Below are 24,118 nucleotides of genomic sequence, written 5' to 3' on the forward strand. Positions count from 1 at the left end.
AATTCTTCATACGTTTAGTTTTTTCAATATAGAATCAAAACGGCTACTATTTTGGTTAGGGGGATCAATTGCTTCTAAATCAAATTGATTTGAAGATAGTAATTGTGCAGTATTCCCTAAATCCTTTCCATAGCCTAAGCGACTAATTAAACGGGTCAAACGTATAGACAGTAAAGTTGTCAGGATTCGATAAAAGCGACTGCTCATCTCGATATTTTGTTCTAAATTAGCTAAGAGTTTTTGACGAGGAATTGCTAGCAATATGGAATCTTCCAAAGCAGTAACAGTTAATTTAGGGAGATAAGAATCCACTAAGGCAGTTTCACCCACTACTTCTCCGGGAGTTGCATATTCAACTTCCTTACTTGGAGGAGTTTCACTCTTTGATTCTGAGTTGCTTAACTTCTCAAATACTTCGTTTAAGGTATTAGCTTTTTTCTCAGTGATATTCAGGGAAAGTAATCCTTTAAGTACAAGGTAGAGGTTCTCAGTGGGTTGGTTAGCTGGTATAATTAATTGCCCTGCTTCGTAGCGTTGCACGTCCCCTTGAGTAACTATCCAGTCAATGTCATTGTCATACAGTTCATGAAAGAGGATTGTGCCATCTTGGAAGGGAGAAATTTGCAATTTTTTACGATGATTGAGACACTTCTTTAAAAGAAACTCATAGCGATTGAGCAGTAAAAGCGCGATCGCGCGGTAAAAACGAACTGCAAAATTAGGATTATTCTTTAGATGATTTTTTAAGGATTCACAAGGAACTATCAAAACAATGGAATCAGTTTTTGCTTGAATGGTTACTGGTGAAGTACTTATCCAAAAGAGAGTTCCTTCCCCAATAATGTCACCCGACTGATAAGAAAAAAGTTCTTGTTCTGCATTAGTCTCACTAATGAGTGCAGAGTAAGCTCGTCCTAAGGTACTTTCTTCATTATCCTTAATCAGCGATTTCAGTTCACCTTCAAGAAGGATATATAGTTGATTTAAAGGTTCATTTTGCTCAACTAAAGTATCCGTTGACGAAACTGTTATTTGTTCACCAACAGATACCAGCCAATCAATGTCATCTTCTGTTAATTGCTCTCGTAATATGTCTGGCATTTTCTTTTATTGCCATCAAAAGTATTTATTTTGTAGCTCAAATAATGATCTAACTTTCTCATCACATTTTTTGAGTAACACCATTAAACACTTGCGTTAAATGGTGATCAGGATACTGGACTGTAAATAAGCCTCCACTTGCCAAAATCATCATTTCATCTGAATGTGGCAAAACCCCTGCTACTTCTACATCATAAATTTCCTCAATTTTAGACTTTAGTTGCTCACTATCAAACGCAGTTGGCGCTTTATTGACTAATAGCAACATTTTTGGAATTTGCAGTTTACGAGAGACTTCTACAGTAACTGCTGTTCCTTGATAGTCCTGCCGATCCGGGCGTAAAATAAGAATTAAAATATCAGAAATAGTGATTGAAAGTAAAGTCTCTTCATTTAGCCCAGGATGAGTATCTAAGAGCAAGTAGTCCAGTGTCAATTCCTCTGCTAAAGATTGTAATCCTTCGCTTAAATATTCAATATCATAGCCATTTCGCAAAACTTGGGCAATATCCTCAGTATTACTACTAGAAGGAATTAAAAAAAGCTTACCCTCTCCTTGATTAAAGCCATCTCCTAAAGTCGTAGTTACATCGTAAGCAACCTGTGAAATCGGGAGTTTCCCCCAAACATAATCATTGAGAGATGTAGTGACATCATCTTTCTCGAACCCAAATAGTACGTGAATACCGGGAGATTGAATATCTGTGTCAACCACTGCCACCCGATTTCCTTGTTTAGTAAGCATGGCTGCCAGATTGGCGGTTACATTAGATTTGCCAGTTCCACCACGGTAAGAATGAATTGATATAATTTGCGACATAAAATAGTAAACCTTTAATTTCAATCAATAAGCTGTGGATGAACCTTTTTATTTGCTAGTTAACTAGCCTCTTTTGATGAACTAATTTTGCTACTTTAAATAAGCTCCAAAATTTATTAAATATTATCCGATTAATAATTGTTTCAGCTCATCGTACCAAGCAAAGACCATAATCGCAGCCAACATGGTAAAGAGCATAACGAAACCAATATAGGTCATTTTTTTCTCATGACTATCAACAGCTTGCTCAAGCTGATCATAAAGTTGGTTCCGAAGTCGCAGAATTTTTCTAGGATTCTTAGGCGTTTTTTTGGGAGGTTTTGGAGAATTCATACTTAATATTTCCTTTAGAATGTATGACTAACAAACTCAAGAATTTGGGACTTAAAGAAAATAGAGCCACCTACTAAAACAGTAATTAGTAAAGCTCCGACAATGGGCAAAATTCCCACATGACTTTTCATGACTCCTTCTTCATGGTCACGAATTGCTTGACGGATGGCTTGAGACATTTCCTCCTGAAAAGATTCTAGATCACGATTAATGTCCTTATTAGATTCTTCTTTTTCCGCATACATATTACGAAGACGATCAAAAGCGCTACGGATTAAAATTAAACTTTTCTCAGGACTGTCATAGACCATGTCAAGAATTTCATCATTTGATAAAACTGACAAAGTTACAGGTTCTAGAACCCTTACTGTAGCTGATCTCGGTTGAGAATCAATCACTCCCAGCTCACCAAATATTTCCCCACGACCAAGGGTGTTAAGTTGAACAGTTTGACCAAGATGCTCGCGAATGACCTCTACCTTTCCTTTACGGATGATGTACGCATAATTACTAGGATCTCCTTCTTGGAAGACAACATCACCGGCTTCAAAGGTTTTAGTTTCCATCTTTTAATTTACCTCCAACGGCTTTAGCTTATGGTTCTCATTGATAATTGTCGTTGATCAATAATCAGTTGTTTCTTTACAAACATAGGATAGCAAACATATATTAGTTATAAAAATAGTATTGATACTGAATTAATGACAAAAAACTCTCCTCAAGAACCTAGGGTTTCCCCACTAGTATTTGTGATTCTTACCATTTTAATTGAAGTGATCGGAAGTGGCTTAGTCGCACCTTTAATTCCCTATATTGTTGATGAATTCAGCTCGGATGCGCTAACCGTGAGCCTACTGGCTTCAAGCTATGCTGGTGCTCAATTTCTTGCAGCTCCTATCTTAGGAACTATATCTGATCGAGTGGGTCGTCGTCCCGTTTTGCTAGTTTGTACTTTCAATACGGCTCTTGCTTTCTTTATATTTGGCTTGGCTCAAGCGTTGTGGATCATGTTTCTGGCTCAAATTATCAATGGTCTTACTGCAGGGGTCGTGACGACTGCCCAAGGTTATCTTGCAGATATTTCTAACTCAAAGGAAGAGCGCACTAAAAGCTTTGGATTAATTGGGGCGGCTGCAGGAATTGGATTTATCTTAGGACCAGCTTTGGGAGCTACCCTAGCAGGAGTTAATTTACGCTTACCAGTGCTGGTAGCAGGAAGCCTTGCCCTCGCTAACTTTGTTATGGGATATTTTACTCTCAAGGAATCTTTAAAAGAACCTATTAAAACTCCCCTAACAGTTAGATCCTTTTCCACGTTTGCTCAACTTCGAGATTTAATGGAACGTTCTCATCTCCGCTATCTCTTTTCAGGATATTTTCTATTTTATTTAGGTTTTGCTGGACTTACGAGTATCTTCGTGGTTTTTGTGCGAGATGAGTTTTCTTGGGGACCAGCTGAAGCTGCGGGGGTTTTAGTTTGGGTGGGAGTGATCACCACTTTAGTACAAGGCGGTTTAATTGGTAAACTAGTACTTCGCTTTAGCAATGATCGTCTGGTGATAGTGGGCTTAACCGGCATCGTCATCGCTCTGATTGGCATCTGCTTTATCCCCCGAGGAATTTATTTGTATGGAACACAAACCCTTTTTGCTTTCAGTGTTGGGCTAGCTTCTCCTACCTTACGAGGGACAATAGCTAATGGAGTTCCTGATAGTGAACAAGGTAAAGTCAGTGGCGGGTCTCAATCTATAGTTAGTCTTGCCCAAATTATTGGACCCATTGTAGCTGGGGGAGCTTACGATTACTTAAATAGTAATTTCTCTTTTGGCTTGCAAGCATTTTTAGTGGGCTTGGCTTTGGTGTGCTTCTTAAAAAGCCTTAGCTCTCGTCCCTCCTCTTCAACTCCTATTGTGAAATAAATACGTCTTCTGGATTATAGGCAATTAATTCAATAACATGACCATCAGGATCTTTGATAAAGATTGATCGACAGAAAGGCCCATAGTCAAAAAGCTCTGGAGCCAGCCCTTTGCCTTCTAACATTTCCTTAATTAGTTCATATTGCTCGGGAGTTATTTTAAAGGCAAAATGACGCATGGCGATGGTATCGTGATTGGGCGTTTTGCCCGGTTTATCTGTATCAGCCGGAAACAGATTGAGATAAGTTTGTCCTGCTCGTAATAGGAAAGGGGGGCCTTCTAAACCGTGCATAAAACATTGTTCCATCCCTAAAACTTCTTGATACCAAATTACTGATTTTTGGGGATCGGAAACAGTTAAGGCTATATGGTCAATGTGCTTGATATCAGTTTCATTCATGTCAATTATTTTTCAGATAATAGCTTTCAAAAATGCTAAGGAAAGTAATAATTCCCTTGCTAAAATAAAATATACCAACTACATTAATTCAGTCAAGTATTTTTAGATAATGTTGCATCGTATTCCTGTAAAAATCCATTTTTCCCTTTTTTTCGCAGTAACTTACGTAGTTCAATTGTAACCACATCAGTGTCATGGAGTAAATCTTTGGGTTGCTCAAGAGAGGGGCAATGAGGTTCAATTGATTCAATTATATGCTGGTCTTCTTGCAAGAACTTTATCACCCGATTACGGGCATTGTTATCAGCAAGAGGGGTCTTGAGAAATGATCGGAAATGTTTCCAAATATTACGTGTCCGTTGTCCAGATATTGGAACACTAACTAACAATAGATAAATCTGGAAATCGCTAAAGACAACTCGAATAAAAACTATATTAGGTAACCATAACTCTACATACTGTGCCCCTTCAGATTCACTAACTTCGTTAGCTTCTACAGCTGCAACTTCTTCAGGTTGATTTTTCTTCTTTTTATTGAAGGGTAATAATTGATTGATGCTCCAACGTTGAGTTTTACGATATTCGCGATCGCGAGGAGTCAAAATTGTTTGAGAGAGACAATAAGGGGTGATAGATTTTTTAGTGGGTAAAACTCTTGCATCCGAACTATTGCCAAAGCTACCAGAATGAACAAAGGGAACATGAGTTAGATCAGTAAAACCTTCAAGTGCGCGAATCCAATGGGCTTCCCAAATTGCTTCTCCTTCCAAAACCCTCCAAGTTGAATCATCACTATTAGGAACTAAGTTTAAGTCTGGAAGTGGTTCAGGCTCACTATTTCCCCACCACAAAAAAATTAACCCCCGTTGTTCTTTACAATCAAAAGTTTGAACACAGGCTTTTTTGGGAATAGCTTGTTCTGGAAGGGCTGCTGGGATAGTTACACATTTCCCTTGCTTATCATAAATCCAGCCATGATAGGGACATTGCAATTGATCGCCAAGAACTTTCCCTTTTGAGAGAGCGGCCCCTTTGTGAGGGCAACGATCCACGATGGCATGAGGAAATCCTTTCTGGTCTCTCCATAAGCAAATTTTAGACTCAAACAGCTCAATGCTGATTGGTTTTTGCTTTAAATTAGAACTCAGTTCTACGGCATACCAAGTATCGGTTAGTTGCATCTTAATTTTTTAGGTCGTAGTACAATTGTTTTCATCAGTAAGTGATCTGCTTCATAGTGTAACATATCTAGAAAATATTATGATACTGATTTAATGATTTTTTTTATTTAGAAATAATTTCAAAAATAGGTGTTAAATTTTTGCTACCTTTTAGCCTTAACTTCTGAACTAGCTGATAGTGAAAAGGTAAATCATCAAGATTAAGTAAATTTTGCTCAAGCTCAATTCGTTCCACCATCGAATTAGTGATCCAAATTTGATTTTTAGGGGCTTGACTCATCACGTAGGCAGCTCGATTAACTGGTGCTCCTAAGGCATTATAATCTCTGCGATGATAGGGCTGACCAATTTCTCCTGCAAATACAGTTCCCCAAGCTAATCCAATTTGGCAGCTAACTGGAATTTTTTGCTGACCAACTTCCACTTCTGGAAATTGAGAAATAAGTTGCCTAATTTGGGTAGCAACGGTAGTAGCCCGAATAGCATCATCAGTTCGAGAGTTGGGAACACCAAAATAAGCGAGTATGTCTGAGTAACGATGGTAAGTCCAGTTTTGTAAAAAACCTTCTTTGGCTTCTATCAGAGCGTTAATTTGAGCAAACAGGTAGGAGAGGGCGTGAATCAGTTGTTCTTGTTCAGTGGTGGCTTTGACTGAATCGATACGCTCTGGTATTCCTATTAAGTTGATAAATAAGACAGCAGTTTGGGAGAGGGTAGGGGGAATAGCGCGATCGCGAGCATTTTCTACTAGTAATTTTAAGACAGGAGGGGCAATATATTTGGAGAGAGGAGCAGTTTGCTTAAGCAAATGATTAATTTCGCGCATCATCTCTTCTGAGCTATTATTGAATAGCATACTACGGGGAAAACGTCGTCGCTGTGGCGTAATTTCAAATCGTCCCAAGCTCTCGCTCGTCATATCATCTTCTATTAAAAAGTAGCCTTCTTGATGGGGAGTTAATCGGAAGCTATCCTGAACCCACTTAGCAGTTTCCTCGCTAATGCAAACCCTTCCTACTTTTCCAAAACTTTCTGTATTTTTGGCACAACGTACAGTTTGACCTAATAAAATCCGCATCATTCGCATGGGAGTGCCAACATCAGCAGTTAAGAATTGACCGCTATGAATCCCAATTCGCATCCCTAAGCTCTGACTTTCTCCGAAGGTTTCCAGTTGATTAAACTCTGTCATCATTCGTTGCAACCTAAGTCCCGCTCGGACGGCTTTAGCGGTTGCTTGTTCAGGAGTAGCACCATCAAATTTAACTAAAGTTGCATCTCCTGTAAATTCCAGTAAATCCCCTTCTGAGGCACTAATAATTTCAATGGTACGAGAAAAATAAGTATTAATTAACTTCGCAAGATAACGAGACCCCACAGCTCCCTGCTGGCTACAAGTTTGTGTTAGAGCCGTAAATCCAGCTAAGTCAGTAAACATTAGGGTTCCACTATTCCATTGCCAGAGAGGTTGCTCAGTTTCTAATAAGTGCTCACTAACGCTGAAAGGAAGATAGTAAAACAGCAAATATCGTAATGTTCGTAGATGCTTGATCACTTCTAACAACGTTGATTCTGTTGGTTGAATCCAAAGTTTTGCTTGAAGCGTCGCAGGTAACTGAATTCTTAGTTGGTCTTTTTTGGAAGCTAAGGAATCAGGAAGCAACATTAGAACCTCTCTTTTGATAGTGACAACAAATAGAAAAAAGTCGTGCCTCTCTGGACACGACTAAATTAATTAATTCACTTTAAGCGTGAATTAAAAACTACGCGATCGCTGCCATTTTCACTTCATTTTCATTGAGCATCCGTTGTAACTCTTCTGCATCAACGGTTTCTCGCTCAACAAGAGCCTGTGCCAACTCATCTAAGATATGACGGTTAGACACTAACACATCTTTACAGCGACGATAGGCTTGTTCTACTAAATTGCGAACTTCCTCATCAATAGCGGAGGCAGTTTCATCAGAATAATCGCGATCGGAGGCAATATCCCGTCCCATAAACACGTTACCATTTTGACGACCTAACGCTACTGGGCCAAGTCGGTCACTCATTCCGAGACTGGTAACCATTTGACGGGCAACTCGTGCCACTTGCTGTAAGTCATTGGAAGCACCAGTTGTGACTTCTTCTTCACCGAAGATGATTTCTTCAGCAATGCGACCACCTAGCGCCACTGCCATTTGGTTTTGGAGATAAGAACGGGAATAAAGCCCTGAATCTAACCGTTCCTCACTAGGGGTAAACCAAGTTAAACCACCAGCAGCGCCACGAGGAATAATGCTGATTTTCTGCACAGGATCATAGTCTGGCATTAAGGCACCCACTAAGGCATGACCCGCTTCGTGGTAAGCAACCAACGCTTTTCGTTGCTCACTCATTACCCGATCTTTCTTCTCAGGGCCGGCAAGAACGCGATCAATCGCATCATTTACCTCGTCCATGGAGATTTCAGTTAAGTTACGTCGGGCGGCTAAAATTGCGGCTTCATTAAGCAAGTTTTCTAAATCTGCCCCAGTAAAACCAGGAGTACGACGAGCAATTTTCTCTAAATCCACATCCTTGGCTAAGGTTTTGCCACGGGCGTGAACTTGCATAATTTCCAAACGTCCAGCATAGTCTGGGCGATCCACCACAATTTGACGGTCAAAACGACCCGGACGCATTAACGCTTGGTCTAACACATCAGGACGGTTAGTGGCGGCAATAATGATAATACCAGTATTGCTTTCAAAGCCATCCATTTCTGTTAGCAACTGGTTGAGGGTTTGTTCCCGTTCGTCGTTACCGCCGCCTAAGCCAGCACCACGCTGACGACCAACGGCATCAATTTCATCAATGAAGATGATACAGGGGGCATTAGATTTAGCTTGTTCAAATAAATCGCGAACACGAGAAGCCCCAACGCCGACAAACATTTCGACAAATTCTGAACCTGAAATTGAGAAGAAGGGAACACCCGCTTCTCCTGCTACAGCGCGGGCTAAAAGGGTTTTACCTGTTCCAGGTGGTCCCACTAATAATGCGCCTTTCGGGATTTTTGCTCCCACATCGGTGAAGCGATCAGCATTTTTTAAGAAGTCAACTAATTCTGTTAACTCTAATTTAGCTTGTTCAATACCAGCCACATCACTAAATGTGACATTGGTTTGCGGTTCCATTTGCACTTTCGCTTTGGACTTACCAAAGTTCATGGCTTGAGAACCAGGGCCACCCTGCGCCCGACGTAGGAGAAAGAATAATCCCACTAGGAGAAGAATTGGGAAAAAGAGGCTGCTGAGAGCACGGAATAAGAAGCCATCATCACTTTCTGGCTGCACGGAAATATCCACATTATTTTCCGTTAAAATATCAATTAATTGCGGATCATTGGGAAGATTGACCTGCACTTGTTGTCCATCCTGTGCAGTGGCAATTGCTTCGGAACGATCGCTGTTTAGCTTAACTTTTTCCACATTGCCATTTTCTACCCGATTTATAAATTCACTATAACGCCATGTTGCTTGGGTTTGTGGCTCTTGATCTAAAAATGCTGTTGCCAAAGCAATGACAACGATGGCTAGCAGGGCATATAATCCCGCATTACGCCATTTTTTATTATTATTATTGTTATTCACGCTTAACCTCCGTGGTTCAGATTTAATGGAATTTGCTGTAGCTCCTATTTAAATTATTATGCTGATGAGGATCCAGACACACCATTAATGATCTGCTTGTTATATTAATTTATGTTAACGTTTCTAAGACTCTCTTGACAGGTCTTGACAAAATACTAACCCTAGGTTGCACTCTGATGCAATTTCTCTTCAAAGTTGTAGATCATGACCCTTTTTAGGGCAGGGCTGTTTCCTTCTCCCCATCTCCCTGTCTCCCCATCTCCCCACCTGAGGGGGATTCTATTGCATTATTTCTTTTTGAACCGTTCTTTTGCTTCGGCAAAGGCCTCCTGCATAACTCCCTGAATTTTCTCAGGATCAGGCTTTTTACCGCCCATTAAATCGCCAAAATAAACACAAGCCCCTTCCCCTAAAGCCCAAGTGTAAGCAGCAGCCCAAGAAGCCGCGATCGCGCTGCCTAATCCTGGAATAAATTTAATTAATTCTCGTCCCACTAATTGAGCAAAAAATCCCCCTGCAATGGCACTTACCACACCACCAGCTTGGGAAAAAGATAAGGGTTGTCCATAAAGTTTTCCTAAGATGCCTACTAAAGATACTTGCAAGGTGGTTAAAACGGGCATGGTTGCAAAAGGGAGAGGGACTGCTGCCACTGTTCCTGCAATAATAGAGAAAGCTAAAATATAGCGTCTTCCCACATCCCGATAGAGACTCCCTAATTGATCGCCCATTGAGGTATCTAATAACTCATACATGGCTTTTGCTTCCGCCTCAGGAAGTAATTCCCCTAAACCATCACGGAGGGCTTCTATACCATAAAAAACTGGGGTATAGCCATCTTCTTCTAAGGTAAAATCAATTAAAACAGCGCGATCGTATAACCCCGAAAAGGTTTCTTTAATTTTTTCAAAAGGACGTTCAATTGTTGGAAAAGAGGGGGGATAGTCAGGATGATTTTCTATCTCTGGGGGATACACTTCATGTAAACAAGTAACCGTTAATAAAATTGGAACGCTCGGATATTTTTTTCGTAATGCCTGCGCTGTTTTTTGTAACGTATCTGTAGCAAAATCATTAATTTTTACAGTTAAAATTAAAATCCGAGCGCGATGATCGGTACTTGCATCTAAACTGGTTTCTAATTCTTCAATAATTTGTGGGGTATTTTCTTGAATATCTCCTAAGCCAATTGTATCAGTAAAAATTACTAATGGTAACTCTTCTGAGGGGTAGGGATAACGTTCTGTATGCTGCGTATGAGGACGAAATCCTTGCCCAATAATTTCTTCAGAAACCCCAGTTAATCCCCGAACAATTGAACTTTTTCCCGATTGAGGCTTTCCCGCTAAAATTACTTCTGTTGTTGGTAACTCTTCCCGAACTTTCGTTAAAATGTCGGCAACTTCTTCTTCAGAAACTGTAAACCACTGCTTGACTTGATCTGTGGCTTTTTGAAAAGGGAGAAGGGATTGGAACCGATTGCTCGTATTTTGCCAAACTGAGAAAATTGCCTGAATCCAAGATTGATTATTAGACTTTTGAGATGAATTTTGATCTGGTTGATTCATCAGAAATAAAAGTTACATTTAAACTAACATGGGGGAACTTCTATTGTACCTTAGTAATTAATTAGGAATCAGTAATTGATCTTATGACTCTCACACAACTTTGGGGGGCCTTACTCATTTTTGTTATTTGCCCCATTTTAGGCGCAGTCCCTTTAATTCAGTGGCTAACCCTTTTTTTGACAGGAAAAAACTTAAACCAACTAGGAACGGGGAATATCTCCGTCTCAGCAGCGTTTTATCATGGGGGAAAACTGGCTGGAATTTTAGCAGTCCTCTCGGAGGCAGGAAAAGGGATTGCTGCTGTTTTGTTAGCAAGGTCATTTTTTTCCGAGGATCCTGTGTGGGAAATCGTGGCTTTAATTGCTGTAGTGATTGGACGATATTGGGTGGCAAAAGGTGCTGGAACCACGAATGTAACTTGGGGAATGGTGGTTCATGATCCCATTGCAGCAGGATTAATTTTCTTAATTGGGGGAATTAGTTTTACGATCTTGCGCGATCGCGCTTCTGGCCGTAATGGTATCTTAATTTTAATGCCCTTAATTCTCGGGTTACTTCATATTGATGATCCGCCTAGAATTATTAGTGCCATTGCCCTCTCCCTAATCATTTTCGCCATTTATAATAAAATTCCAGATGACCTTAATTTACCCAGCAATGAGAGTAAGGCTAACTCTATGTTTAAATTTTTTCGCGGCGATCGCGCGGTTCTTTCCTTAGATCAACCTCTGAAGGCAAAAAAAGTCGGACAAAAAGCTGCCACACTCTCCCAACTCAAACGCTGGGGATATCCTGTTCCTTTTGGTTGGGTTCTCCCTGCAGGGGATGACTTTCAACCCTTAGTAGAATTAGCCGCTCCAGATGAAAATAACCCCTTAATTGTTCGCTCCTCTGCCGTAGGAGAAGATACTGAAGACACCTCTGCGGCCGGACAATACCAAAGTATTTCTCATATTACCAGCGAGGAAGCCCTCCGTGATGGCATTTTACAATGTCAGGCTTCTTATAACAATCCTACGGCCGCTCAATATCGTCGCCAACAACAACAAGAAGAGTTGGCAATGGCGGTATTAGTGCAACAACAAATTCAAGGAGTCTTTTCAGGGGTTGCCTTTAGTCGCGATCCCGTGAAACAAATGGACGATGCCGTGTTAGTTGAAGCACTCCCCGGTGAACCAACGCAAGTAGTTTCTGGACAAAAAACCCCGCAACAATATCGCGTCATTTACCAAGATTCCTCACCACAAGTGGAAGGAGACGGCGACATTCCCGAATGGCTATTACAAGAGATCGCCCACTTAACCCGAGAATTAGAGAGACGGTTTTATGACTTTCCCCAAGATATTGAATGGACTTATGATGGACAACAACTATGGATTTTACAAACGCGTCCTATTACCAATTTACAGCCCATCTGGACGAGAAAAATTGCCGCAGAAGTAATACCGGGGTTAATTCGTCCTCTAACATGGTCAATTAATCGTCCTCTCACTTGTGGCGTTTGGGGACAACTCTTTACTATTGTTCTCGGCGATCGCGCTAAAGGGCTAAAATTTAATGAAACGGCAACCCTACACTACAGCCGTGCCTATTTTAATGCCACCCTCTTAGGTAAAATTTTCCGACGCATGGGACTCCCCGCAGAAAGTCTAGAATTTCTTACCAGAGGGGCAAAATTTACCCGTCCTTCCCTGCTTTCCACCCTTCGCAATATTCCAGGCTTATGCCGCTTAGGATGGCGAGAATTACGTTTAAGCAAAGACTTTGCCATTGATGAAGAGTCCTTATTTACGCCCACTCTCCAAGACTTACAACATAAATCTGCCAAGCAGCTATCGCCTCAAGAATTGCTCACTCGCATTGAGATGATTCTCAACACCTTGCAAGCTGCTACCTACTATAATATCCTCGCCCCCCTTAGTTTTTCTCTCCGCAAGAGTCTCTTAAAAGTTCCTGATGAAGCCCTCAACTATAACTGCTTACCCGAAGTGGCTTCTACTCAAGAATTAGCCAAAATTGCGAAAGATGCCAGAAACTTAATTCCCGTGCAGGAAGTAGAGTCTCAAAGCGCACCGTCTTTATTTGCCACCTTAGCTGAATCTCCCGATGGAGAAAGCATTTTAGATCAATTTCAAGATTGGTTAAATCAGTATGGTTATCTCAGTGAAACTGCCACGGATATTGCGGTTCCCCGTTGGTTGGAAGATCCTCGTTCAGCGCGATCACTATTTGCCCAATTTTTCTTTAATCAACAACCTGAAACCACCAACAACCAGATCAACAGTAATCATAATTGGCGTACCCGCACCCTACAAAGACGATTAGAATTAAAAGCCCGAACTGCAGAAGTTTATAACCAGTTACTTGCCCATCTAAGATGGAGTGTTCTCGCCTTAGAACAGATTTGGCTAAAAACAGGATTATTAAAAGAACCAGAAGACATCTTTTTCTTAACACTTTCCGAAATCCGTAAAATTGCTACTGAGGATGATCCCCAACTGCGAGCAGAAATTGCTCAATATATTGAAAATCGTCGCCTTTATTTTGCGGAAGATCAAAAGTTACCCAATGTTCCTTATGTCGTTTATGGTCGTCCTCCCCAGCGCGATCAAATTATTTCTTCACAGCAACTATCATCACAGCAACGCTGGCAAGGCATTGGCGCGAGCACAGGACAAGCGATAGGTCGTATTCAAATTATTACCGATATCTCTCAATCCAATAATGCCACGATTGACGAAAAAACCATTGTTGTTGTTCCCTATACTGATGCGGGTTGGGGGGTTCTTTTAGCTCGTGCCGGCGGGTTAATCTCAGAAGTGGGAGGAAGACTCTCCCATGGCGCAATTATTGCCCGTGAATATAATCTGCCTGCGGTGATGGATATTCCTAATGCCACTCAGATTTTCCGAAACAATCAACTGGTTAAAATTGATGGTCAAACTGGCGTGATTGAGTTGTTAGAATAGCCAAATCTCACGAAAAGTCAGATTAATTTTGTCTGCTTTTCAGTTTACTCCTGACTAAAACCACCCCTCCTAAGCCAAGTAACACCCAGTTTAACCAATTGCCCCAACGCACATATAAAGTTTGGGTATCGCGCCGATAAATCGTGCTGAGATGAGTTTCATATTCATCAAGATCTGATAACCAGAGAGTATTGCCACGGGGATCGACAATGGCTGAATAGCCTGTATTGGTAGCTCGAACCATCGCGCGATCGTTTTCAATGGCTCGCATCACATCAAGGGCATGGTGTTGGGCTGGCATTGCTGCACTATAGTGATCGTCATTGGAGGGAACAAGAATAAACTCCCCTCCTCTGGCAACTTGACGGCGGAAATGTTCTCCATAGGCAGATTCATAGCAAATTCCCACTGCTGCTTTTCCCCAAGGTGTGATAAAGGTTTGATCTGGGCTACCATGGGCAAATTGCGAGTCAAGAGGAGAGAGACGATCTACCACATTCCCTAAAATGTCTTCAAAGGGGATATACTCTCCGAGGGGAACTAATTTCACTTTATCGAAACGAGCCAGAGTTTCTGCCTCTCCATTCAAACTATAGAGGCTATTGGTGGAACGCCCTTCTTTTTTACCAAACGCTCCTAACCACACAGGGACATTTTTCTGTAAAATCGCTTGATAAAAATCACTATTACCACGCACTTGTTCTTCCCATTGAAAGGGAAGCGCCGTTTCTGGGGTGAGTATTGCCTCCGCACCAGCTTCAGCAAGCCCGATATATCCTGTTGTATAGCCTTCTAATGCTTTACGCCAGCCTTCGGGATACAGTTTGATGGTATTGGGAACATTGCCCTGAATAATGCCAACTCGAAGAGCATTTTCTTGAGGGGTTTCTAGGGGTTGGAGATAAAGCAACCAGCCAATAAGATGTAACCCTACTAGTAAGCCAAGGGATACTTGAGTTAAGCCTCCAAGGAAGCGAGAGCGATTTTGGCGATGGTTTATGAGAATTGCTTCGGCGAGTAATCCATTCACCGCAACAATGGCGGCGGTAACAGTGGTTGTTCCAGAAACAGAAAGCCATTGTAAAATCGGTAAATTGTAAGGGCTTTGGGTTAAAGCAAAGGTGGGCCAATGCAGGGGGGTATGACTAACGAGGGTTTCCACAGTACACCACAACGCTACCCCAAGTAGAACTCGCGATAAGGGATGACTCAGGGAACGCGTCAAGAATATCATCCCTAGTGACCAAAGTAAGACAAAAAAACTACCCCAAGCGATAATAAAAAGCCAACAGAAAATCGCAATGAGAAGACTGCTCAGCCATGGAACGCCCATCCATGTCATTGGGTGAATGCCAGTAATCCAAAATATCGTAACCCCATAATAGCCCACGGCAAAGGTCAAAGGGGGTAGAAGTTGGCGAATCTGGAATTTCTGTTGATTAATAAGCCAAATCCATAAGGGAATTAGGGCAATCCAAGCTAAAAACCATGCGTTAAAGGGATCAGAACCCATCCCCATTAAAATACCCGCGAGAAAACAAGTGATCCAAGGTTTGGTAGCGAGTTGTTTGAGAAATGTCAGTTTGGTTAGTTGTTGTGACATTTTGACAAAAATCATTCTACTTAAGTTTGAAAAAATTCGGTATTATAGTATAGGGAAGTTTTTGATCAAGAGAGAATTAATGGACGATTAAAGTCCCTGTCTTCCGTTTAGGAAGGCGTAATCTCTGACTAGGCACAATTATTTTGGTGACCTTCAGTTTATAATTTTCCCTTGACAATTCACTTTTTGTTATTTTTATATTTTTAATATTAAATGTCTGTTTTCTATTTTATCTTAAATTATCATTTGAAGCTAGTTTGTTTCTACCATGATTGTTGGTAACCCCTAAAATTACTAACTTTTTATTCTAATTTTTAACTACTAAAAAGCCCTTTTTATAAGCAGTGAATCTGTTGCTTTAAGTTAGGGCTAAGATAATTCTGCTTATATTTTTTCAAATTTAAGCTAATATAATTCCCCTGTTTAATTGACGCTCTATTGTTATTAGTAATGCGATTTATTATGAATTGTAATATCAACCGTCTTTCGATTTTTGTGGACGGCAATAATATGTTTTATGCTCAGCAAAAAAATGGCTGGTTTTTTGATCCGAGACGAGTTTTAGACTACTTTAAAAATGAACCGACGATTAGCTTTGTTAATGCGTTTTGGTACACAGGGCTAAAGGACTCCCAAGATCAAAGGGGGTTTCGAGATGCCCTAATTAGCTTAGGCTATACGGTACGCACGAAGATATTAAAGGAATATTATGATGATGTGTCGGGGCGATATTCCCAGAAAGCCAATTTAGATATAGAAATTGTGATTGATATGTTTAATACTGTTGAGCAATATAATCGCGTAATCTTGTTTAGTGGTGATGGGGATTTTGAACGCGCGATCGAGCTTTTACGATCAAAAAATACTCATATTACCGTTGTTTCCACAGAAGGCATGATTGCTCGGGAATTGCGAAATGCCACTGACCGCTATATTGACCTTAATGATATTCGAGAAAGTATTGAAAAGATAGACTAGAATTAAAGATCAGATAGTGTGCTTAATTAATTTATCTATGAGTAAAGAACGCGATCGAATTATAATATTTGATACCACACTCCGTGATGGCGAACAATCTCCAGGGGCTACTCTCAATGGGGATGAAAAGCTGACCATTGCTCGTTCCTTGTACCGCTTAGGAGTGGATGTCATTGAAGCTGGATTTCCCTATTCCAGTGTTGGGGATTTTGAAGCCGTCAAATCTATTGCTGAAACCGTGGGTACAGCCGATGGCCCCACTATTTGTGCTTTAGCTAGAGCTAGAGAACAAGATATTAAAGCAGCAGGAGAAGCCATTGCACCGGCAGCAAAAGGGCGCATCCATACCTTTTTGGCAACTTCTGATATTCACCTCAAGTATAAACTCAAGAAAACTCGGGAAGAAGTCTTAGAAATTATCCCGAAAATGGTGGGATATGCGAAAACTTTCACCGATGATGTGGAGTTTTCTGCCGAAGATGCGGGACGCTCGGATCATGAATTTTTGTATCAAGTGGTGGAAAGCGCGATCGCTGCAGGGGCAACTACCATTAATATTCCTGATACCGTGGGCTATACCACTCCAGAAGAATTTGGGGCGTTAATTCGTGGCTTAAAAGAAAATGTCCCCAATATTGAACAGGCAATTATCTCTGTTCACGGGCATAATGATCTCGGGTTAGCAGTGGCGAACTTCCTCTCGGCAATTCAAAATGGCGCACGACAACTAGAATGCACCATTAATGGCATTGGTGAACGGGCTGGAAATGCGGCTTTAGAAGAATTAGTGATGGCACTTCATGTCCGCCGTCAATTTTATAATCCCTTCTTAGGACGAGAACCAGAGTCGGAAGAACCGTTAACGAGTATTAACACCAAAGAAATTTATAAAACTTCCCGTTTAGTCTCTAACCTCACTGGAATGCCCATTCAGCCGAATAAAGCAATTGTGGGGGCAAATGCCTTTGCCCATGAATCAGGGATTCACCAAGATGGGGTGCTTAAGAATAAACAGACTTATGAAATTATGGATGCTGAGTCCATTGGTTGGACAAGTAACCAAATTATTCTCGGTAAGCATTCTGGACGTAATGCCTTTGGTAGTCGTTTGCGAGACTTAGGCTATGAGTTTACCGAAACGGAATTAAATAAAGCCTTCTTGCGCTTCAAAGATCTAGCAGATAAGAAAAAAGTTGTCACTGATTGGGATTTAGAAGCCATTGTCAATGATGAAACCCAACACGCTCCTGATATCTTTGGTTTAGAATTAGTACAGGTATCTTGTGGCGATCACTCTCGTCCCACTGCAACGGTTACTATCCGCACCCCAGAGGGCGAAGAATTAACCGATGCTGCCATTGGAACTGGGCCAGTAGATGCGGTGTATAAAGCCATTAATCGGGTGGTGAAAGTTCCTAACGAGTTAATTGAGTATTCGGTGAAGTCCGTAACAGCAGGGATTGATGCCATTGGTGAAGTAACCATTCGCTTGCGCCATGACGGTCAGGTTTATTCTGGTCATTCTGCCAATACTGATGTGATTGTTGCTTCAGCACAAGCCTATATTAATGCCTTGAATCGTCTCTCTGCTACGTTACAAGAAGGCAATAAACTCAATCCTCAAACGGCAACTGTTGCCCAAAGTTAATTACACTAATTCGGCTTAGGTTAACCTCCTCCATGGGAATCTATTATATTCCTTTGGAGGATTTTTTTTGAGGTAAGAAAACAGTGTTTTTACTTATCCTAGAAGTTTACTGAGAACTAGGTTAATCTGTAAAAACTTTTAAACCTGTGTTACAATTGCCTTTGAAGAGTGTATAATCGTGTTTGCATGATGTACATTGAAGCATCTTTAAAAGTGATATGGTAAGACAAACTGAGCCAAATACAGATCATCAACCCTGGTGGAATCGCTCCATCATGGGGGATAATAGTGCTTTAGAGAGCTTAAAAAAATTATTTTCTTCTAAAGCAGAGATCCCTTCTAAATATGTAATTGAGCATGATCAAGCCATGCAAGAGGCTGAAAGGTTAGCCAGCTTTATTACTAAACTTGATAGTGAAAAATTTGATAATCCTGAATTTGCTCTGTTAGTCAGGACAAAGAGTAATTTCCAGAGACAAGCGAATGGCTATCAAGGGCTGGAAAATAGTGCTAAACTTCTCGAAGCAGCGTTACAGGCAAAAGAAAGTTTTATTGGGATTGAAGAAATTGAATTTCAATATCGCGGGTTTGTTCAACAGGAGTTTTATGATCAGGTGTTTCAGTTACTTTCTAAACAATTATCTCACTCAGTCTTTTTAAAGTTATTAGAGAGATTGGGTCAAAAAACTATTAATCAGATAAAATCTCAAGAAGGCAAAATTGCTATTCAGACTTATGTAGCAGAAATTAAAGAGCTTGCTAGTCAAAACCAGCTTGGGCTACAATTGCTATTTAACTTTAAAAATAATCAATTTCAAGACTTTTCTCTATTACAAAAAATCTCTGAATTAGTTACCAGTTTTCACACTCAAGAAGTTCATCATCCCGAAGCCTTTATAACTATAGTGGATTTAAACTATAATCTTTTCCAAGATTTAGGCGATATTATTAAAATGCCTGAACATCAGCAACGACCTGAGGGATATGCCAAGATACTTCAATACATTGTTTTAAATTATAAACATAAAAATTCCTATCAAAAGTTACAACAATTGTTAACGCAATTAAAAAAATGGTATCCCCATTACCAAAAGATAAATTCTATTCGTAAATACTATAATGTGCAAGAGTATAAGCAACCATCGTCATTTAAAAGAACAATCCCAGGGTTGGTTCTCTACCAAAAATATCAACGTTTATTATTACAATCTGTTGTGAGCCATAACTAAAAATATATAGCAATATGATCTCATTTGTAAAAAGTAGCTTAAGTTACGTAGGCTGAAAGCCGTGCCGAAGGCTTCCCCCCTAACCCCCCTTATTAAAGGGGGGAACTAAAGTGGAAGTTTACAACTGATTTAGGATTGCTATAGCAGTATTCACTCTAATTAAGTTTTTGTCCTTCGTCCCTTTGTAAGCAAATAACCAATAACTTTAGATTTAAAGTTTCTAAAAAAGATTAGATCACCTTAAAACGCCTGTATCCATTCTTTAACTTCGTAGTCTGTCCAAATGCCATTTTGCCAATAGGGATCATTTTCCACTAACTCTCGAACTGTTTTTTCATCTGTTGCCTCATATAAAGCAAACACTTTTTTTAAATCTTTCGTGGGGCCAATGGTTAATAACACTCCTTGTTCTTTTTGCGCTTTTAAGCCATCTAAATGGGCTTGACGAAAAGGGGCGCGTTTTTCTTCCACATTATCGCAGTAGTTTCCCCACATCACATATTTGGGCATAATTTTAACTCCTTAAGGTAACAGTAAATTCTTGATTTAGAGCCTTGCGAACCTTCTCTAAAGACGGCTCAACTTCTTCATCGGTTAAAGTCCGATCGCGCGCTTGATAGATTAAACTAAAAGCTAAACTCCGTTGTCCTTCAGGGACATTTTCACCGCGATATTCATCAAATAATTCTACTTGTTGTAGCAGGTTTCCTCCAGCTTTTTCCATCACTTGAATTAAGTCCGCTACGGGCAAGTCAACAGGGGCATATAATGCCATATCTCTGGCAACCGCAGGATAAGTTGAGAAGGGAGAAAAGCGCGACTGGGAGACATTTTTCTCAGCGAGGGCATTTAATAATAATTCTAGGTCAAAACTAAACACATAAACTGCGTCAGGCAAATCATGTTCTTGTCGGAATTGGGGATGTAATTGCCCAAAAATTCCTAATCGCTGTTTCTCTAAAAATAAAATCGCAGTACGCCCCGGATGTAACCGCGAGTCTTCTTCTGTGGCTTGATAAGTAACGCTTAAGCCTAAACGAGTGAAGGCAGCCTCTAATATGCCTTTCGCCTGATACCAACTCATGGACTGTCCTTGCCCTGAATTTACCCATTTTCCTTGGGGGAACATTTCACCGCCCATAATGCCAGCAAGGGTGTCAGCTTCGCCAATACCATTATCAGTATTCCAGAAGCGTCTGCCCATTTCAAAACCATTTAAAGCCCCATTACCTCGCGCTAAGTTGTAGGAAAAGGCATTAATTAGCCCACTGAGGAGTTCCGTTCGCAGTGCTGAGTATTCCTTGAAAAGGGGGTTAGCAAGGGTAACGGCCTTTCCTTCTGGTTTAACAAGGGAATAATGGAGAACTTCGGTTAATCCCACTGCCCGTAACGCCTCTCGAATGCGATTTTTATTCTGTTGTCGTGAGGAGAGATAACCCGGTTGCGTACTTTCGGGAAGAGTATCCTTAAAGTAATCATAGCCATAAAGACGGGCTACTTCTTCGATGAGATCAATTTCTCGTTCTAAATCATGGTAGCGGTAGGGGGGAACAGTAACTGTCCAACTCATGGCTTTTTCATCGCGAGTTAATTCACAACCTAAAGCCGTGAGGGTGCGTTCCACATCTTCGGGGGTTAACTTTCCATCTTCGCGGTTATTAACCTCCCCTAAGACATGATGAATGCGATCTAATTTTAAGTTATGTTTACGATACCATTGGTCAGGAGAGGGGCGAGTGTCGGCAATGGCTTGCTGCGTGGGTGTTCCTTGGGCTAAATCAACTAGAAGCGCGATCGCGCGTTGTAACGCCTTTTCTAATTCTGCTTGGTTCACCCCCCGTTCATAGCGAGTAGAAGCCTCAGTCCGTAATCCTTGCGCCCTTGCAGAACGTCTCACTGCCACAGGTTCAAATAAAGCAGCTTCTAAAATAATATTCTCAGTTTGATCATAAACTTCTGTTTCTTCTCCCCCCATTACCCCAGCTAACGCCACAGGCACATCATTCGCCGTAATCAGCAAGTTTTCAGGATGCAATTGCCGAGTTTGTCCATCGAGGGTGGTTAACGTCTCTTTCTCCTGTGCTAAACGTACCCCAAGGCTTAAATTATCTTCCCCTGCAACAGTTTTTAACCGTTCTCTGTCAAAAGCGTGTAACGGTTGACCCCATTCCAGTAACACATAATTAGTAACATCAACCACATTATTAATGGGACGTACCCCTGCTGCTTGTAATCGCCGTTGCAGCCATTGCGGCGAGGGAGCAATTTTTAAGTTAGTAATTTCAGTTCCAATATAAGCAGGACAAGCTGTTTTTTCAGTAACCTTCACTTGTAGCGTCTGCTGGTTCCCCGATAAATCTCTATCCGAAGTTTCAGGAAGTTTTAATGGCACACCCGTTAAGGCGGCTACTTCTCGCGCCACACCCACTAAACTTAAGGCATCAGCACGATTTGCGGTTGTTGTCAAGTCTAAAACCACATCATCTAACCCTAGAAGCGGGTAAACTGGTTCCCCAAGAGTCAAATTATCCTCACTGAAAATATGAATGCCCTCAGACTCTTTTTCCAAGCCTAATTCCGCTAGAGAACAGATCATTCCCTCCGAATGAACGCCTCGTAGCTTACTGCGTTTAATTTTAAGCTCCTTCACTGGCAGATAACTACCCACCGTTGCCACAGGAACATAAATATCAGGGCGGACATTAGCTGCCCCACAGACAATATTTTTCGGTTCTCCTTCGCCAATATCCACTTTGCAGACACTGAGTTTATCAGCATTGGGATGAGTATTCTTTTCTAAAACCTTTCCCACCACTACACCTTCTGCGAAAGTGCGGCGGTGTTCAATTTCTTCCACTTCAAACCCAGCAATGGTTAAAATTTCCCCTAACTCTTCAGGAGTCAGATTAATCTCGACAAATTCTTGCAACCAGTTTAGAGAGACGCGCATCGACTTGCTTTATATTGGTGTATCCATTCAAACTCAGCTTTTTAGTATTTTGACATGATCTGGTTTTCTCGCCAAGATTCCCCCTTTAGATATGCCATTTTTTATCCGTGTCTGAGGTATTCTATAGGTAGATATCTATTAACTTAGCTCTACTATTGAATGTGATAAAAATAACTAACTGACAAAACTGAGTGCGTCGTCAAATCATAGTGCAAACCTTATCTGCGAAATTTACAAGATGATTTACTGCCTGAATCCGTCTTGCCCTCAACCAAAAAATCCTAATAATGTTAGAACTTGTCAAACCTGTGGTAGTGACTTAAAACTCAATGGTCGCTACATAGTAGGAAAAACCCTTGGTCAAGGGGGATTTGGGGCAACGTTTTTGGCAGTGGATACCAGTTTACCCGGAAATCCAGTTTGTGTCATTAAACAACTGCGCCCCGCTAATACCAGCAATAGCTTTTTAAAAATGGCACGAGATTTATTTGATCGAGAAGCGGAAACTTTAGGAAAACTGGGAAATCATCCTCAAATTCCGCGCCTGTTAGATTATTTTGAGGAAAAACAACAATTCTTTTTAGTCCAAGATTTTGTTAAAGGGTCAAACTTACAAAAAGAAGTGAAAGAAAATGGCCCCTTTAGTGAAGCGGCGGTACGTCAATTTTTAACCGAGATTTTACCCCTATTTGAGTATATCCACTCGGAAAAAGTGATTCATCGGGATATTAAACCAGCGAATATCATCCGACGGGGAATGGATAAAAAGCTAGTGTTAATTGATTTTGGGGCAGTTAAAAATCGCGTAAATGAAGAAATGGCAGCGGACTTATCTGGAGAGGATCCCCTTACTGCTTTTGCTGTGGGCACTCCTGGTTATTCGCCCCCTGAACAAATGGCGATGCGTCCCACCTATGCCAGTGATATTTATAGTTTAGGCGCAAGTTGTATTTATTTACTCTCTGGAAAATCTCCGAAAGATATTGGTTACAACTCTCGTACAGGGGCTTTAGATTGGGAACCGTACGTTAATACCAGTAGTCACCTGAAACAAGTATTGGGGAAAATGTTAGAGATGGCGGTGCGCGATCGATATCAGTCGGCACAAGCGGTTTTAGATGCTTTGGAAATGGAGGCTTATGAGGAGAGTCTTTCTCAAGGATTAGTCAAACGCACAATTTTGGCGAAACAAAAACAAACCGAAAATCAATCTCAACGTTCTAGCTGGAATTTTGAACTAGCTGAGTCTATTCGGAAGCGTCGTATTCGCATGGGATTACCCACTAGTCAAACACGGGATTTGAGTCAAGGTCGGACAACAGGAGGAATGTCCACAGGAGGAAGGAGTAAAGGCAGTGCGTCTCGTAAGTTAACAGCAAAACAGGTAGTAACTCAATATAAAAAGGGAAGGCGAGATTTTTCACAGGTGGATTTATATCGTCTGCAACTGGAAGAGGCAAGTTTAAGTAAAAGTATTTTTCGGGATGCTAATTTAATGCAGACTAATTTTTCCAAGGCTGATTTAACGGAGGCTGATTTTGCCAAAGGAATTTTACGGCGGGTAATTTTGCGAGAGGCGAGGTTAAGTAAGGCGTTTTTTAGTGAAGCGGATTTAAATAAGGCAGATTTACGGAAAGCGGATTTAACTTTGGCAAATTTTCAAGGGGCAAACCTTACAGAAGCAGACTTATCAGGGGCAAATTTAACTAATGCTAAAATCAGTGAGCAACAGTTGAAACAGGCGAAAACGAATTGGGCGACAATTTTGCCCAATGGCAAGCGGGCTTTGTGGTAGTTGTTTG

The 24,118-nt window shown here is 41.0% G+C and carries 18 protein-coding genes; 6 read left to right on the forward strand and 12 right to left on the reverse strand.

Annotation, left to right across the window (positions count from 1 at the left end; all coding sequences use genetic code 11):
* Nucleotides 1-6: 6 nt before the first annotated feature.
* From FRE64_RS02570 to FRE64_RS02585, 4 genes are all read right to left on the reverse strand, one after another.
* A complete protein-coding gene (locus FRE64_RS02570) occupies nucleotides 7-1,101 on the reverse strand; it encodes a cyclic nucleotide-binding domain-containing protein (RefSeq protein WP_146294531.1) in 1,095 nt (364 codons plus the stop codon).
* 61 nt (nucleotides 1,102-1,162) lie between these two features.
* Nucleotides 1,163-1,921: a MinD/ParA family ATP-binding protein gene (locus FRE64_RS02575; RefSeq protein WP_146294532.1), complete on the reverse strand. Its 759-nt coding sequence runs from the start codon at nucleotides 1,919-1,921 to the stop codon at nucleotides 1,163-1,165.
* A gap of 123 nt (nucleotides 1,922-2,044) precedes the next feature.
* Nucleotides 2,045-2,254, reverse strand: a complete 210-nt coding sequence (locus tag FRE64_RS02580; RefSeq protein ID WP_146294533.1) for a hypothetical protein — start codon at nucleotides 2,252-2,254, stop codon at nucleotides 2,045-2,047.
* A gap of 14 nt (nucleotides 2,255-2,268) precedes the next feature.
* Nucleotides 2,269-2,820 carry a cyclic nucleotide-binding domain-containing protein gene (locus tag FRE64_RS02585; RefSeq protein WP_146294534.1) on the reverse strand — a complete coding sequence of 184 codons (552 nt, stop codon included), beginning with the start codon at nucleotides 2,818-2,820 and terminating at the stop codon, nucleotides 2,269-2,271.
* A gap of 135 nt (nucleotides 2,821-2,955) precedes the next feature.
* Here FRE64_RS02585 and FRE64_RS02590 point away from each other — a divergent pair, with 135 nt between their 5' ends.
* Complete coding sequence (locus tag FRE64_RS02590; protein WP_146294535.1) at nucleotides 2,956-4,173, forward strand: MFS transporter; 1,218 nt, start codon at nucleotides 2,956-2,958, stop codon at nucleotides 4,171-4,173.
* Here the strand turns inward: FRE64_RS02590 and FRE64_RS02595 are convergent.
* The 5 genes from FRE64_RS02595 to FRE64_RS02615 form a co-directional block, all read right to left on the reverse strand.
* Nucleotides 4,160-4,573 (reverse strand): VOC family protein, encoded by a 414-nt coding sequence (locus FRE64_RS02595; protein ID WP_146294536.1) that lies wholly within the window; start codon nucleotides 4,571-4,573, stop codon nucleotides 4,160-4,162. The genes FRE64_RS02590 and FRE64_RS02595 overlap by 14 nt on opposite strands.
* Nucleotides 4,574-4,665: 92 nt before the next feature.
* Nucleotides 4,666-5,754 carry an aromatic ring-hydroxylating dioxygenase subunit alpha gene (locus FRE64_RS02600; RefSeq protein WP_146294537.1) on the reverse strand — a complete coding sequence of 363 codons (1,089 nt, stop codon included), beginning with the start codon at nucleotides 5,752-5,754 and terminating at the stop codon, nucleotides 4,666-4,668.
* A 103-nt stretch (nucleotides 5,755-5,857) separates the two neighbouring features.
* Nucleotides 5,858-7,420 carry an adenylate/guanylate cyclase domain-containing protein gene (locus FRE64_RS02605; protein ID WP_146294538.1) on the reverse strand — a complete coding sequence of 521 codons (1,563 nt, stop codon included), beginning with the start codon at nucleotides 7,418-7,420 and terminating at the stop codon, nucleotides 5,858-5,860.
* A 97-nt stretch (nucleotides 7,421-7,517) separates the two neighbouring features.
* The gene (gene ftsH3 / locus FRE64_RS02610; protein WP_146294539.1) at nucleotides 7,518-9,371 is read right to left on the reverse strand and encodes an ATP-dependent zinc metalloprotease FtsH3; all 1,854 of its coding nucleotides are present in this window, start codon (nucleotides 9,369-9,371) and stop codon (nucleotides 7,518-7,520) included.
* A 287-nt stretch (nucleotides 9,372-9,658) separates the two neighbouring features.
* Complete coding sequence (locus FRE64_RS02615; RefSeq protein ID WP_146294540.1) at nucleotides 9,659-10,939, reverse strand: YcjF family protein; 1,281 nt, start codon at nucleotides 10,937-10,939, stop codon at nucleotides 9,659-9,661.
* An 83-nt stretch (nucleotides 10,940-11,022) separates the two neighbouring features.
* Between FRE64_RS02615 and FRE64_RS02620 the strand changes: the two genes are divergently transcribed.
* Entirely contained in the window at nucleotides 11,023-13,908 is a 2,886-nt protein-coding gene (locus tag FRE64_RS02620; protein ID WP_146294541.1) for a glycerol-3-phosphate acyltransferase, read from the forward strand.
* 22 nt (nucleotides 13,909-13,930) lie between these two features.
* On the opposite strand, the gene lnt is transcribed toward FRE64_RS02620, so the two are convergent.
* Nucleotides 13,931-15,427, reverse strand: coding sequence for an apolipoprotein N-acyltransferase (lnt, locus tag FRE64_RS02625; protein ID WP_146297250.1), 1,497 nt, complete (start codon nucleotides 15,425-15,427; stop codon nucleotides 13,931-13,933).
* A gap of 546 nt (nucleotides 15,428-15,973) precedes the next feature.
* Between lnt and FRE64_RS02630 the strand changes: the two genes are divergently transcribed.
* The 3 genes from FRE64_RS02630 (at nucleotide 15,974) to FRE64_RS02640 (ending at nucleotide 19,366) form a co-directional block, all read left to right on the forward strand.
* A complete protein-coding gene (locus tag FRE64_RS02630; RefSeq protein ID WP_146294542.1) occupies nucleotides 15,974-16,489 on the forward strand; it encodes a LabA-like NYN domain-containing protein in 516 nt (171 codons plus the stop codon).
* Nucleotides 16,490-16,526: 37 nt separating this feature from the next.
* A complete protein-coding gene (locus FRE64_RS02635; RefSeq protein WP_146294543.1) occupies nucleotides 16,527-18,137 on the forward strand; it encodes a 2-isopropylmalate synthase in 1,611 nt (536 codons plus the stop codon).
* Between the two features lie 218 nt (nucleotides 18,138-18,355).
* A complete protein-coding gene (locus FRE64_RS02640) occupies nucleotides 18,356-19,366 on the forward strand; it encodes a hypothetical protein (RefSeq protein ID WP_146294544.1) in 1,011 nt (336 codons plus the stop codon).
* A gap of 240 nt (nucleotides 19,367-19,606) precedes the next feature.
* Here FRE64_RS02640 and FRE64_RS02645 read toward each other — a convergent pair whose 3' ends face one another.
* Together FRE64_RS02645 and pheT are read right to left on the reverse strand one after the other, a co-directional pair.
* Nucleotides 19,607-19,876: a YciI family protein gene (locus FRE64_RS02645; protein ID WP_146294545.1), complete on the reverse strand. Its 270-nt coding sequence runs from the start codon at nucleotides 19,874-19,876 to the stop codon at nucleotides 19,607-19,609.
* Nucleotides 19,877-19,880: 4 nt separating this feature from the next.
* On the reverse strand, nucleotides 19,881-22,316 hold the full coding sequence (gene pheT / locus FRE64_RS02650; RefSeq protein ID WP_146294546.1) for a phenylalanine--tRNA ligase subunit beta: 2,436 nt from the start codon (nucleotides 22,314-22,316) through the stop codon (nucleotides 19,881-19,883).
* Between the two features lie 238 nt (nucleotides 22,317-22,554).
* Here pheT and FRE64_RS02655 point away from each other — a divergent pair, with 238 nt between their 5' ends.
* Nucleotides 22,555-24,111 (forward strand): serine/threonine-protein kinase, encoded by a 1,557-nt coding sequence (locus FRE64_RS02655; RefSeq protein WP_146294547.1) that lies wholly within the window; start codon nucleotides 22,555-22,557, stop codon nucleotides 24,109-24,111.
* The last annotated feature ends 7 nt before the right edge of the window (nucleotides 24,112-24,118 follow it).

The sequence above is a fragment of the Euhalothece natronophila Z-M001 genome, assembly GCF_007904085.1.
Taxonomy (GTDB): domain Bacteria; phylum Cyanobacteriota; class Cyanobacteriia; order Cyanobacteriales; family Rubidibacteraceae; genus Halothece; species Halothece natronophila.

What these genes read in the sequence shown, in the direction of transcription:
- FRE64_RS02570 (WP_146294531.1), bottom strand. Translation starts at nt 1,101, where the DNA reads ATGCCAGACATATTACGAGAGCAATTAACAGAAGATGACATTGATTGG.
- FRE64_RS02580 (WP_146294533.1), bottom strand. Translation starts at nt 2,254, where the DNA reads ATGAATTCTCCAAAACCTCCCAAAAAAACGCCTAAGAATCCTAGAAAA.
- FRE64_RS02640 (WP_146294544.1), top strand. Translation starts at nt 18,356, where the DNA reads ATGGTAAGACAAACTGAGCCAAATACAGATCATCAACCCTGGTGGAAT.
- FRE64_RS02620 (WP_146294541.1), top strand. Translation starts at nt 11,023, where the DNA reads ATGACTCTCACACAACTTTGGGGGGCCTTACTCATTTTTGTTATTTGC.
- FRE64_RS02635 (WP_146294543.1), top strand. Translation starts at nt 16,527, where the DNA reads ATGAGTAAAGAACGCGATCGAATTATAATATTTGATACCACACTCCGT.
- FRE64_RS02605 (WP_146294538.1), bottom strand. Translation starts at nt 7,420, where the DNA reads ATGTTGCTTCCTGATTCCTTAGCTTCCAAAAAAGACCAACTAAGAATT.
- FRE64_RS02585 (WP_146294534.1), bottom strand. Translation starts at nt 2,820, where the DNA reads ATGGAAACTAAAACCTTTGAAGCCGGTGATGTTGTCTTCCAAGAAGGA.
- FRE64_RS02575 (WP_146294532.1), bottom strand. Translation starts at nt 1,921, where the DNA reads ATGTCGCAAATTATATCAATTCATTCTTACCGTGGTGGAACTGGCAAA.
- lnt (WP_146297250.1), bottom strand. Translation starts at nt 15,427, where the DNA reads ATGGGGATGGGTTCTGATCCCTTTAACGCATGGTTTTTAGCTTGGATT.
- FRE64_RS02615 (WP_146294540.1), bottom strand. Translation starts at nt 10,939, where the DNA reads ATGAATCAACCAGATCAAAATTCATCTCAAAAGTCTAATAATCAATCT.
- FRE64_RS02645 (WP_146294545.1), bottom strand. Translation starts at nt 19,876, where the DNA reads ATGCCCAAATATGTGATGTGGGGAAACTACTGCGATAATGTGGAAGAA.
- FRE64_RS02630 (WP_146294542.1), top strand. Translation starts at nt 15,974, where the DNA reads ATGAATTGTAATATCAACCGTCTTTCGATTTTTGTGGACGGCAATAAT.
- FRE64_RS02655 (WP_146294547.1), top strand. Translation starts at nt 22,555, where the DNA reads ATGATTTACTGCCTGAATCCGTCTTGCCCTCAACCAAAAAATCCTAAT.
- FRE64_RS02595 (WP_146294536.1), bottom strand. Translation starts at nt 4,573, where the DNA reads ATGAATGAAACTGATATCAAGCACATTGACCATATAGCCTTAACTGTT.
- FRE64_RS02600 (WP_146294537.1), bottom strand. Translation starts at nt 5,754, where the DNA reads ATGCAACTAACCGATACTTGGTATGCCGTAGAACTGAGTTCTAATTTA.
- pheT (WP_146294546.1), bottom strand. Translation starts at nt 22,316, where the DNA reads ATGCGCGTCTCTCTAAACTGGTTGCAAGAATTTGTCGAGATTAATCTG.
- FRE64_RS02590 (WP_146294535.1), top strand. Translation starts at nt 2,956, where the DNA reads ATGACAAAAAACTCTCCTCAAGAACCTAGGGTTTCCCCACTAGTATTT.